The following is a 13,859-nucleotide window of genomic DNA, read 5'->3' as shown; positions in this document are numbered from 1 at the left end:
CTCTTCTTATGGCAAAGAGGCACTCATGGCCGACAAACTATTGAGCAAAGTCACCAACGCTTTAAAACTGTCTGCTTCATAACTCACCTGATTGGGAGCGATACGCTCTACGCCTGGAACCAGGGCATAGAGATCAGACTGGGCTTGAGAGATAGAAGAAACTGTCAGGCTATATGGTGGCTTTAGACCAAATGCGGCTTTAGGCTGACACGGTTTCAACAGTGACCGACCTGCTGCCGCTGATAGCAGTTCCCTAGCCATTGAAACAGACAAACTCTCTGCAGCATAGGCTCCACGAGCTTTTTTAACCTGAACATAGTCACTGTCTGGAAATGCTTCAGAAACATGAGCCTCTAGGTGATCATCTCCAGAAACCATCAACAGTGGAACCCCAAACTCTGCAGCCAGGCTCCCATAGAGATCCACCTCTCCCATAACATGACCATTCACTTCCACTTTTAAAAAAGCTCTGCTGTTTATAGTATGAGCAAGAACACCGTACTCACCGGCAGCACTGTGGGCACCAATCATCATCAAGGCGTCATAATCGTCATATTGAATGCCATCAATCATACCCAGCATTCTGGGCTTACCCTGAACCAGCTTTGCCTGTGGTGATATATTTTCAATGGAGAGGTTTATCATTGGCCCATGGCTGTCAATAACCGTAATTTCATCAGCACCTGATCTAACAGCCCCCTCAACAACAGCATTAACCTCCTGAACCATCAGCTGTCGAGCCATTTGATACTCTGTATTCCCGGAAACAGCTTGCTCTCTGCAACAGACCCCAGCCACACCTTCAATATCCGCAATAATCAGCAGTTTCATTCAATATCCCTCCTTACATTGGCGCCATAATGAACGACTCAGTAATAAGAAGGTGATGACTGAAGTCATGATGTGGAAAGTTTGTTTTTCTTAAGCACAAAAAAACGGCACGTAAAGTGCCGTTTTCAGTACGTGAAGATTCTGACTAATCAGACATGCTTCACTTCATCAATCTCATACTCAACACCGCCAGAAGGTGTGTTAACCACAACAACATCACCCTCTTCTTTACCAATCATGGCACGGGCAATAGGCGAGTTGACGGAGATCTTGTTTACCTTGATGTCCGACTCATCATCACCAACAATTTTGTACTCCACTTCCTGGTCATTTTCCATATTGATCAGTACAACAGTTGTACCGAAAAGCACCTTACCGGTTTTGGCGATGGAAGTAATGTCAATGAACTGAGCATTGGAGAGCTTAGCTTCAATTTCGTTGATGCGCCCCTCGGCAAAGCTCTGCTGCTCACGGGCAGCATGGTATTCGGCATTCTCCTTAAGGTCTCCAAGCTCCCGTGCTTCTGCAATCGCCGCAGAAATACGTGGACGCTCTACCCCCTTCAAATGAGCCAGTTCCTCACGGAGGGCTTTTTCTCCCTCCACCGTCATAGGAATTCTTTTCATCCAACGTTACCTTCGTGTAGATCCTGAAGCCGTCTGACCAATCTTTCTGATCCAAAGGCGATCGAACGTGCAATCGCTTCTGCTCCCGCCATGGTGGTTGTATATAGCACCTTATTGGTCAATGCGGAGCGACGGATCAGGTAAGAATCGGCAATGGCCTGACGACCTTCAGTAGTATTGATCATGAAGGCTATATCACCATTGACAATCATGTCCACCAGATGCGGTCTTCCCTGATGCACTTTGTTGATGGTGGTAACCGGCAAACCAGCTTCTTCAATCACCTTCGCAGTGCCAGACGTGGCCAGCAGCTCAAAGCCGATATCCATCAACAGGCGGGCAATCATGGGGACTTCAGGCTTATCGAAGTCGCGCACCGTAAGAATCACCTTACCACCGCTTGGCAGCTGCATATTCTCTGCCAGCTGTGCCTTATGGAACGCTTCAGGGAAGGTAGCCCCCACCCCCATCACTTCACCGGTCGATTTCATCTCTGGACCGAGAATCGGATCCACACCCGGAAACTTATTGAATGGGAAAACAGCTTCTTTGACACTGTAGTATGGCGGAACAATCTCAGTAGTAAAGTTCAGCTCTTCCAGTGTTTTGCCCATCATGACCCGTGCTGCGATCTTGGCCAGCGAGTGACCAATGCACTTGGATACAAATGGGACGGTACGGGAAGCCCTTGGGTTCACCTCAATCACGTAGATCTGGTCATCCTGAATGGCCAACTGTACGTTCATCAGACCCACTACCCCCAGTTCGAGAGCCATGGCACGAACCTGTTCACGGATTTCGTCCTGATGACGACGGTTCAGGCTGTAAGGCGGCAGAGAGCAGCTGGAGTCACCGGAGTGAATACCAGCCTGCTCGATGTGCTGCATGATTGCACCAATAACCACACGCTCACCATCACAGACCGCATCAACGTCCACTTCTACCGCACGGTTCAGGAAGTAGTCCAACAGCACCGGACTGTCGTTAGAGACCTGTACCGCGCTCTTCATGTAGCGAACCAGCTCGTCTTCGCCGGCAACGATTTCCATCGCACGACCACCCAGAACATAGGATGGACGTACAACCAGTGGATAACCAATCTCTGCAGCTTTTGCTACCGCTTCCTCTTCACTGCGAACCGTCGCGTTAGCAGGCTGCAACAGACCCAGCTTCTGGATCATCTGCTGGAAGCGCTCACGATCTTCTGCACGGTCAATCGCTTCAGGGCTGGTACCGATAATCGGCACACCTTCGGCTTCAAGGGCACGCGCCAGTTTCAGCGGTGTCTGACCACCGTACTGAACAATCACTCCAGTCGGCTTCTCAACATCAATGATGGCCAGCACGTCTTCCAGGGTTACCGGCTCAAAGTAGAGTCGGTCGGAGGTGTCATAATCGGTAGAAACGGTCTCTGGGTTACAGTTAACCATAATGGTTTCGTAACCGTCTTCCCTTGCTGCCAGTGCTGCATGTACACAGCAATAGTCAAATTCAATACCCTGACCGATACGGTTTGGGCCACCGCCAATAACCATGATTTTTTCACGGTCAGAAGGTTCTGCCTCACACTCTTCGTCATAGGAGGAGTACATGTACGCTGTCGTCGACTGGAATTCTGCCGCACAGGTATCCACACGCTTATAGACCGGCTTGACCTGTTGTTCACGACGATAGTTCCGAACCTCTGCTTCTTTAATACCCAGCAGTTCGGCCATGCGCGCATCACTGAAGCCTTTCTGCTTCAGACGGAACAGGCGCTCTTTGGACAGAGAGGCCAGTGTTTCTCCCGCCAGTACCGCTTCTTCATTCACCAGATCCTGAATCTGTACCAGGAACCATGGATCGATCATGCACTCAGCAAAGATCTCTTCCAGAGTCATACCAGCACGGAAGGCGTCAGCAACGTAGTAGATACGATCCGCTTTAGGCGTCACCAGTTCACGACGAATTCTGGTCAGTGCATCTTCACGCTCAGCATCAGAGCAGGCATCCAGTTTGAAATCAAACATGGAGTTGAAACCAGTAGCACCGGTTTCCAGACCACGCAGGGCTTTCTGCACAGACTCCTGGAATGAGCGACCAATGGCCATGACTTCACCCACAGACTTCATCTGAGTAGTCAGACGGTCATCAGCCTGAGGGAACTTCTCAAAGGCAAAGCGAGGGATTTTGGTAACCACGTAATCGATGGATGGCTCAAAGGAGGCAGGAACCACACCACCGGTGATTTCATTGCTCAGCTCATCCAGAGTGTAACCCACCGCCAGTTTTGCCGCAACACGGGCAATCGGGAAACCGGTCGCTTTGGACGCCAGAGCAGATGAGCGGGATACCCGTGGGTTCATCTCAATGACCACCATACGGCCAGTATCAGGACAGATACCGAACTGTACGTTAGAACCACCGGTTTCCACACCAATCTCACGCAGTACCGCAATGGATGCGTTACGCATGATCTGGTATTCCTTATCGGTCAGCGTCTGGGCCGGCGCGACAGTAATGGAGTCACCGGTGTGAACACCCATGGGATCAAAGTTTTCAATGGCGCAGACAATGATGCAGTTATCATTGCGATCACGAACCACTTCCATCTCGTACTCTTTCCAGCCAATCAGCGACTCATCAATCAGCAGCTCATTGGTTGGAGAAAGGTCGAGACCACGGAAGCAGATCTCTTCAAACTCTTCTTTGTTGTAGGCAATACCGCCACCGGTTCCGCCCATAGTAAACGACGGACGAATGATACAGGGGAAGCCAACCTGATCCAGAACGGCACGGGCTTCTTCCATGGTATGGGCAATACCGGAGCGAGGCGTTTCCAGACCGATATTTTTCATGGCCTGATCAAACAGCTGACGATCTTCTGCCTTATCGATCGCCTGCTGGTTGGCACCAATCATGGTCACGCCATACTTTTCCAGAACACCTTTATGGAAAAGATCCAGGGCACAGTTCAGTGCAGTCTGGCCACCCATGGTTGGGAGAATCGCGTCAGGGCGCTCTTTTTCAATAATTTTTTCAACGGTCTCCCAGCGGATCGGCTCAATATAGGTTGAGTCCGCCATGGCCGGGTCGGTCATAATCGTCGCAGGGTTGGAGTTCACCAGGATGACCCGGTACCCCTCTTCCTTCAGCGCTTTACAGGCCTGCGCTCCAGAATAGTCAAATTCACAGGCCTGGCCGATAATAATTGGACCAGCCCCGAGTATCAGAATACTTTCAATATCAGTACGTTTTGGCATCTTTCTCTCACATCAAAACGGGGTTGGTTACTTCGCTGCCTTCAGCATCTCAACAAAACGATCAAACAGCCCGGCAACATCGTGTGGGCCTGGGCTTGCTTCAGGGTGCCCCTGGAAGCTGAAAGCGGGACGGTCTGTCCGCTCAATACCCTGCAGACTGCCATCAAACAGTGACTTATGGGTTGCTTTCAGGTTTTCTGGCAGAGAGTCTTCGGCTACTGCAAAACCATGGTTCTGGCTGGTAATCATGACCTGACCGGTCTTGAGATCCTGAACCGGATGGTTGGCGCCGTGGTGACCGAATTTCATCTTCTCGGTCTTGGCACCACTGGCCAGTGCCAGCAGCTGGTGACCCAGACAGATACCAAACACAGGCAGAGACGTCTCCAGAATGTCCTTGATGGCGGAAATGGCGTAATCGCAAGGCTCGGGGTCACCAGGACCGTTAGAGAGGAAAACACCATCCGGATTCAGAGCCAAAACCTCTTTGGCCGGTGTTTTGGCGGGCACGACAGTCAGCCGGCAGCCACGCTGAGCCAGCATGCGCAGAATATTTCTCTTAACACCAAAATCGTAAGCCACTACGTGGAAAGGCAGGTCCGTCACTTCGGCATGGCTGTCGGTCTCAAGGCTCCAGACGCCTTCTGTCCAGACGTAAGGCTGGTCAGTGGTCACTTCTTTTGCCAGATCCATGCCTTTCAGGCCTGGGAATTCACGAGCCTTAGCCAGTGCTTTGGCTTCATCGACAGAGTCACCTGCCATGATACAACCATTTTGAGCACCTTTTTCCCGAAGAATCCGGGTCAACCTGCGGGTATCAATACCGGCGATAGCCACAATATTGCGGGACTTCAGATATTCATCCAGTGGCATTTTGCTGCGCCAGTTGCTGGCCAGCAGTGGCAGGTCTTTAATGACCAGGCCTGCAGCATGAATTTCTGGAGATTCTTCATCTTCCGGAGTAATACCGGTATTACCAATATGGGGATAGGTTAGTGTAACGATCTGGCGGGAATAGGAAGGGTCGGTGAGAATTTCCTGATAACCGGTCATTGCCGTGTTAAAAACCACCTCACCACTGGTCTCACCATCAATACCGATGGCGATTCCCCGGAAAATACTGCCATCTTCCAGAGCTAAAACAGCCGTCTTAGTCAAAGGATCCTCCCGAACTTGAACCTGAGCGTCTTATGCCTGAACGCTATGATGCTTTATGCCCTCCAGTTTGCAGACCCAAAAAAAGCGAGATGTTTTAAAAAACCATCTCGCTCTTGATCACGCATTCTGTCGTCAGCACCATAAATCCAATGCAAATTTTTCGCATTTAATCACAACACATCGAGCTTGTCCATCATTAATTCTGAACGGTCATTCAAATCTCATAATCTTACTTCAGACCCAGCACATCCTGCATATCGAACAGGCCGCACTGTTTGTCAGATATAAAGCGAACTGCACGTAATGAACCACGGGCGTAAATCACACGACTGCTGGCTTTGTGGGTTACCTCCACACGCTCACCTTCACAGGCAAACAGCACCGTATGATCACCAATCACATCACCGGCTCGGACAGTAGCAAAACCAATGGTTTCACGATCTCTTGGTCCGGTATAGCCTTCTCGACCGTAAACAGCACACTTCTGCAAATCACGCCCCAGCGTGTCTGCCACCACTTCACCCATTTTCAGCGCTGTTCCAGAAGGTGAGTCCACCTTGTGACGATGGTGAGCCTCAATTACCTCAATATCTGCATCATCACCCAGCACCTTTGCAGCCATCTCCAGAAGCTTGAATACCAGGTTAACCCCGATGCTCATATTGGGCGCAAAAACAATGGCCGTATCTTCTGCCGCTTTAGCCAGCTCCGCCTTCTGATCATTACTCAAGCCTGTGGTGCCAATCACAACGCCTTTGCCATGCTGTCGGCACAGTTCAACATTCTGCATGGTCAATTCAGGGGTGGTGAAATCGATCAGAACATCGAAGTCATCGATGGCCACAGCCAGATCATCAGTAAGGGAAACATTCAATGTGCCAACGCCCACCAGATCTCCCGCATCCACACCCAGCAGGCTATCGCCAGATTTAACGATGGCTGCTCCCAGCTGGCACTGCTCATCAGCGGCAACGGCTTCCACAAGCATTCGCCCCATTCTTCCGGCGGCACCCACAACGGCAACTCTGGTCACGTCACATTCCCTCTGGTTTTAAATCGATTGCAATAAATCGTCCGTAGTCTATCGGACTACGCATAAACAGCAAGCTAGGCGCAAAAAATACCAATCCAGCTTTTATTTTTTAAGGAAAAAACGATAACCTGCACCCCAAGTCTATTTCTTAAAAGTTACAGGTTGAATGATGATCAGACAGTTTGCGAAAGACGTTCGGGAGATGCATTGGGCCCCAAGACTGATTCTTGCACTGGTTATTTTGAAAACCGTTTCGGTGATGATTCGGGAAGCACAGATACTTTAAAACGGACCAGAGTTTCATACCCCACTTCTAGACCTGTAAATTCCCATCATCAATCAGGTTATTGATGATTTCGATATCCGTGGAGCCTCCACCATAGTTGGATAGATCAACACCATCCAGCGTGATCTTCTGAGTAACATCACCACTTTCAGATGATTTGATATCAATGGTTGTGTTGCCATCTTCAAAATTGAGAGCGAGCAGCTCTTCAACAGCGCTTCCTTCTTCAGTGATAAGATCACTGATATCCAGGACATCACCACCCAGCCCAGCATGAAAGTCAGTAATCACATCCTCCGCTGGATTCTGAATATTTCCAACATCACTTACCTGCCAGGAGAACGTATCTGACCCATCACCACCGGTCATCACATCATCGCCAGCACCACCGAAAATGATATCACCTCCACCATCCCCCAACAGCGTGTCATCTCCCAGGCTACCGATTAACTGATCGGCCTCTGATGAACCCTGAACTATGTCGCTGTCAACTGTGCCAGAAAGTGACGTTGTCTCAACCCTGAGCCCATCCAACCCACTGCCAGCCCCCTCAAAATGAAGGAAAAAACCATCCCAGTTGACGGGGTTACTGGCATCCGATGACTCTGGATCCAACCCCAGGTTCAAATCAGTCAACTCGGGCAAAGTTGTCCACTCTGCAGCACCATCCGTCAGGCTCTTGAACATCAATGTGCCCTGCCCCTGACCATCATTTGCTGCGGTATCGATTTCCCATCGAAAACGGAACCACCCGGAGCCACCACCTGCACTGGTAGCAACCGTGGTGCCATCAGCCAGCGTTATATACATTGCACTGTTGTTATAGCTACCAAAACTGAATTTCAACCCCTGTTCACTGTTGCTTCCTTTGGCGGTAATCTGACCATCATTATTACCATCAGCTCCAATCCCAAAAACCGAACCCCAATAGTTTTTCTTGATATCAACTTCCAGGGAAAAAGAAGAAGTGACATTGAAATCAGGCAGGATCCCAACGTCTGAATCTGGAAGTGTTGCACTGGCCCCAACCCCAGGACCACTGGAGTTGAAAACCATCGCCTTACCACCCTCATGACCTGCAGTATCATTCACTGTGATAGAAGAGGAAGTATTAAATTTCTGAACAGACCAGCCATTTTGGCCATTCACATCACCAGCTGAATAACTATTGAGATCCTCTGACTGAACCTGAGAGCCCTGACTTATAGAGAATTGATGCTCGTTACTGGCATGCTGACCATCACTCACAGTAAAACCAAAACCTGTTGGTGAAACACTGTCATCACCATATTCAAACGTCAGATTACCAATATCTGTAACAGCAACTTCCTGGTTAGCAGTGACAGCAATACCATCCAACATCAGCGAACCGTTCTGCGGTAATGACGTAACAGTTATTGATTGAAGTGCATCACCAGCGTCAGAATCAGAGAACTCAAAATCAGCAACCGAGAAATGATAAATACTGCTGCCCTGAATAATAAGGCTGTTATCTGAAGACTCAGGGGCATACTGCGAAATGGAAAGAACCAGGTTGTCGATCCCCCAGGATTCATCATTCAGAGCCTGGTTCAGGGTTGAACCAAAACCAATTTTAAGAGAACTCTGGTCTGGGCTAACCGGGATCGTCATGCTGTAGGTATGAGCCTGATCAACCCATCCATAAAAACCAACGTGCCCACCCTGACCGTGCTCAACCTGACCAACAGTATTCCCCTGAGCATCAATAACAGTCTCAGCCCCAGAAGCAATACTGCCATGGGAGTAACTCTTGGCGTGGTATTGCTGTCCATCGACAAAGACTTGAAACTGCTCACCATCCCAGGAATCTATCTCATAAAGGGTAAACTGGAGCGTTACTTCCGACACACCATCTGGCAGATCAAAGTTTTTAAAAACAGCTTCATTGCCGCCAGTACCACCAAACCGCCCTAACAGATTCCCGGTATTGAAGTTATCACTTGAACTGGTGGACTGATTCCAACCATCAGATCCTGAATTAAAATTATCTTCTGAGATAACTTGATTAACACGCAGCGCTGCCTGTGCTTCGATTGTTGCCTGACCATCAGATACATGAAAGCCAAAGTTTGCTACACCTGAAAAATCAGCAGCAGGCGTAAATGTCCATGTGTCATTTCCATTATCAACAACAACACCATTACTGGACGACAAATCAATAATATTTAGCGCATCACTATTTTCATCTGACGTATTTGTCAACAGCATGGCTTTTGTAATGGTGATGCTATCCACTTCCGTGATAGTACCAAGGTCTACTGGCTCATCAACTGTTGGAGCCTCATTCGCATCAGAAACGTCTATGGTGATTTGCTGGCTGCTTGTCAAATGACCATCACTGACCTGTATCGTGAGATCATGAGAACCAGACGTTTCAAAATCCAGTAATGTTCCATCTGCTACGCTAATCACACCGGAGGATGGATCAATAGTAAAGCGACCACCCGCATCATTACTTAGAGAAAATACCAGAGAATCCGGGTTATCAACATCACTGGCGGTAGCTTGCCCAATAACGGTTCCATTTGAACTACCTTCCAGAACAGTAAAAGCACCATCCCCGGACTCATGAACCTGCAACTCTGGCCCATCATTTTCAGGCGCAAAACTCAAAATACCACTGTCGGAAACGGTACTGCTTCCATCAGAAAGGTCGTAGCTTAGCGTGACATTTCCGAAAAAGTTATCTGCTGGAGTAAACTCAAAATACTCATGAACAACATCTACTCCCCCAGTTGTGCTGACAGAAAAACTATTGGTGGTATCAACCACACCTCCATTCTGTGCACGAAGATCAAAGGCAAGCTCATTGCTGGCTTCAACAACACTCGCGCCAGACTCAATCTGTTCTCGGGAAACTGCATCGTAAGACATGGCAACATGACCAATGCGAGCATTGGTCACTGACTGAGTACTATCGAGACTGCCACCATAGCTGTCCTGTTCCTGACCAATCATCACCCAACCACCGGATGGAATGGTCAAGCCCTGCTTGAACGTACTGCTATCGATCAAAGCCCCATTATCAAATACCTGAATAGCGCCATTCTCACTATCCCAGGTCATGGTAACGGTATGTGTACCTCCATCCTGAATATTCAATCCATCAAAGTTTATTCCTGCCCCCCCGAGGTCAAGGTGCAGGGAACCATCATGATTCTGAATATAAACATTCAGCATATTGTCGCTGGAGGGGACTTGTGCACTCAGAATATTCTCTATATTTCCTGAATGCGACCCCGTTGATGTGTATTCAAATTCAATGGTGAAGGCATCATACTCTGACAGTCGCTGATCCAACTCAATTTGACCATCGGTTCCGGAGTCAAATTCGATATAAGCCACTTCGGATAACGAACCATCACTTCCGTCATAATGAACGTTACTGATCTCACTCTGTCCATTACTGTCATCAACATTGGAAAGTAAGTCCGTTTCTGTGAATCTCAGCACCTGATCTTCGCGGCCATCGGCAATAATATGGGTTCCTTCAACAGACCATGACGTATCAGCAGAAACCATGACGGAGGTTTCAACCGGATCACTCTCAACCTCATACCCCATCCGAGTTAGCTGTATATTGTCGAGAAGCCCACCTGCGCCCTCGTTACTGGTTGCCCGGAATTCCAGGCGCTTTTCTGAGCCATCACCAGTCAGTGTCAGTGTTTGACTCTGCCAGTTGAACTGGCCTGAGCTGCCATCAAGCTCAGAAATTTTTTCTCCCCCCCAATACACATCAACTCCTGAGCTGATAACACCCTGTCGAGGAGAGAAGTCAAAGTTAAGTTCATAACTACGCCCGGCTTCCGTAGAAATATCCCTGTAGAGATTGTTATCACCTACAGCGGCTTCTACCTCAATCACTCTGTTAGAGCCATCAGATCCACCGTAGACGGTTTCATAGTGCAACTCCACATTCCCTGACGGATTACTGGTTTGCCATCCGGTGTTTGCTTCAAGTACAGAGGCACCTGCGGTCGCTGAAGAAAAATTGGCAAAATCGGTGGAGAACAGAAGCTGATCAGCCTCCATTGTTGTTTCTATTACTTGGTAATCGAGATTCAGCTGACCATTAAAGTCAGCGTTAGGCATCAGCGTCCAGGTGCCATCGCCATTATCCGTCAGCTGGCCGCTATCACTGGACAGATTGGTTACTGAGACATTTGAGGCGGAGCTCAATGAAGAATTGGCAATCAATGACTCACTGGTAATAATAAATGCCCCATCATTCTGTGTACTCACAACATCAGAAGACCAGCCAGCCTCTTTACTGAATACCCTACCATCACCAAGACTGATTTTTACTGGTTCATGAACAACCGAGGCTCCTCCAAACTTCGCAACAGCATTTGAATAATTGAATTGACTGTTCCCTTCCGGGTCAAAATAAACAAACTTATTGTCGATATGGACATGACTGCTTAAATCGTCCAATGACGTACTTGAAGATAAAAAAGCACTGAGATCCAATACATCATGCTGTTCTGAAGTTGATTTAAAATCCCATAAGGTATCTATCTCACCATCATCACTGAGTACAAAGGTATCATTGCCACTGCCACCCACCATAAAGTCACGGCCGGCACCACCAGCGATGACATCATCATCATACCCGCCATCCAAATAGTCATTGGCAATACCTCCTTTCAGAGTGTCATTGCCATATTTACCAAAAAGTTCTATCCGCTGAGCGCTATTTTCTTCATAGGCTCCGCTGTTTTTATTAAATCCATCAAGACCGGTATAACTGGACCCATCCAGAACATCATCACTGAAGCCACCGAAGGCTCTTTCAATACCAGTGGCTTGCAAGTTCAGGGAAAGACTTTCGCCAGTATCACCTTGAAGTTTTGCAGTATCAAAACCGTCGCCACCTTCTACCGTTCCCTGGGTAAGGTCGAGCCCATCAACGATCAGGGTGTCGTTGCCTCTACCACCATAAAGATGATCTGCGCTCTCATCATTGGTTAAGGCATCACCATCCAACACATCATTGCCAGCAAGACCAATAAGGACATCTCCACCTTCACCACCACGAAGCTGTTCACCACTACGAGTCCCCACTTGTTCTGACAAGGCATCTTCACGGTCAAATTCGATCTCCTGTCCATCAGGAAGTCTGAAGCGAACCAGGTTGTCGATATCCGAACGTTCCCCAAAGCGGGCCAGTTGATTAGAGGCGTCAAACTGTCCACCACCATTCACATCAACAAATACCCCCGCATCCGTTACCTTAACGAAGGCGTGGATGTTTTCAGCCACCACGTTTTCAGGCAGAACAGTTTGTAGATCAATCAGATCTCTGTGGCCTTCCAGACTGGTAAAGTCGTATAACAGGTCGGACCTGAGATCATCGCCAGTGGTCGTTTCCAGATTTAGTACAAACTCATCCCGTCCCTCGCCACCAATCAGCATGTTACGGCCACCACCAGCAACAATGCGGTCGTTACCACGCCCCCCATCCAGCATGACACCATCGGCATTCCCCTGCAGGGTGTCACCACCATCACGACCGTACATCCAGAGCTTATGATCCGCTACATTGTCGTCTTTTGCATCACTGCTTAGCCCAACCTGAGCAGCATCCAGAATTTCACCGCCATCGGAGCCGTGCGCCTCTTCTACCTGATGTTGATCCAGACGAAAGTTAAACAGCTCTCCAGACTTACTTCTGATAAAGGCAGTACTGGCATCAGCACCAGGACCACTGTCTGACTCATAATCTTGTCCGCGGGGATTGTATTTCTGAGTACGGCTGGCCAGCACCTCCGCAGTCTGAAATGCGTCATCATCCTGAAGTTGTACACCTGCCTGTGCGAAGATATTGAATACAACACGGATATTGTCGCCAATATCAATCAGGATTTCGTTACGGGAAAAAACACTGTCTTCAGTAAAGCGGGCGATCTGGTTTTCTTCCGAAAAGTCACCATTGCCAGAAACATCAAGAAACACCCCTTCTTCGGTAATACTTAAATAACTGAGAAGGTTATTGGCATCTGCGCCTTCAGGAAGTAACTGACTAACATCCAACACATCTTTTTCAAAGCGGGTTGACTTGAAATCCAGAGTTTCCACCGAACCAGTATCCGTCAGGACATAGCGGTCTGAGCCTGCACCACCAATATATACATCGTTACCAGCACCACCCTCCAGAACATCATCACCCCAGGAACCGTGCATCACATCAGCACTGGAAGACCCCATCAGCATATCGGATTGATGCGTCCCTCGAATTTCATTGCCCCCCCCTTGATCGAATGAATCAATAGCTGGAGAATCACTGAGGGGCACATCGGCATTAACGGTGTGATCAAAATGAATAATGGAAGTGTCTGCAACCTGCACGGCCACCATGGCATTCAAAGCCGGCCCCCCAGGAGCAAAACGGGCGACCTGACTGTCTACCGAGAATTGGCCACTACCGGAAGAGTCCACGAATACACCAGAGCCGGTAATTTTAACAAACTGTTTTAAATTGGAAGCATTGACACCACTATCAGGTAACAACTGGCTGACATCCAAAACATCCTGCTGATTGTTATCTGACTTAAAATCCAGTGTTTGGATAGATTCTGGATTATCGATAGTGTGCCGGTTATTACCCGAGCTGGTATCCATGACGTCACATACTCCCTTATGTTCACCACGAAAACTGGTTT

Annotated in this window: 6 protein-coding genes; all 6 read right to left on the bottom strand. The window is 48.6% G+C overall.

The genetic code is table 11. The features are described 5' to 3' along the window. Window positions 1-6: 6 nt before the first annotated feature. Window positions 7-831 (bottom strand): M55 family metallopeptidase, encoded by an 825-nt coding sequence (locus ACOCLE_RS24500; RefSeq protein WP_419534638.1) that lies wholly within the window; start codon window positions 829-831, stop codon window positions 7-9. A gap of 149 nt (window positions 832-980) precedes the next feature. Continuing rightward, window positions 981-1,457 carry a transcription elongation factor GreA gene (gene greA / locus ACOCLE_RS24495; protein WP_419534637.1) on the bottom strand — a complete coding sequence of 159 codons (477 nt, stop codon included), beginning with the start codon at window positions 1,455-1,457 and terminating at the stop codon, window positions 981-983. Next, window positions 1,454-4,699, bottom strand: a complete 3,246-nt coding sequence (gene carB / locus ACOCLE_RS24490) for a carbamoyl-phosphate synthase large subunit (RefSeq protein ID WP_419534636.1) — start codon at window positions 4,697-4,699, stop codon at window positions 1,454-1,456. Before carB ends, greA begins: the two co-directional genes overlap by 4 nt. 27 nt (window positions 4,700-4,726) lie before the next feature. Further along, window positions 4,727-5,857 (bottom strand): glutamine-hydrolyzing carbamoyl-phosphate synthase small subunit, encoded by a 1,131-nt coding sequence (gene carA, locus ACOCLE_RS24485; protein WP_419534635.1) that lies wholly within the window; start codon window positions 5,855-5,857, stop codon window positions 4,727-4,729. A gap of 229 nt (window positions 5,858-6,086) precedes the next feature. Continuing rightward, on the bottom strand, window positions 6,087-6,890 hold the full coding sequence (dapB, locus tag ACOCLE_RS24480; protein WP_419534634.1) for a 4-hydroxy-tetrahydrodipicolinate reductase: 804 nt from the start codon (window positions 6,888-6,890) through the stop codon (window positions 6,087-6,089). A gap of 313 nt (window positions 6,891-7,203) precedes the next feature. Then, complete coding sequence (locus ACOCLE_RS24475) at window positions 7,204-13,818, bottom strand: cadherin-like domain-containing protein (protein WP_419534633.1); 6,615 nt, start codon at window positions 13,816-13,818, stop codon at window positions 7,204-7,206. Window positions 13,819-13,859 lie beyond the last annotated feature (41 nt).

Origin of the sequence: Endozoicomonas sp. (genome assembly GCF_965196975.1) — a bacterium.
Taxonomy (GTDB): Bacteria; Pseudomonadota; Gammaproteobacteria; order Pseudomonadales; family Endozoicomonadaceae; genus Endozoicomonas.
This window is presented reverse-complemented; position numbering and strand designations above follow the sequence as displayed.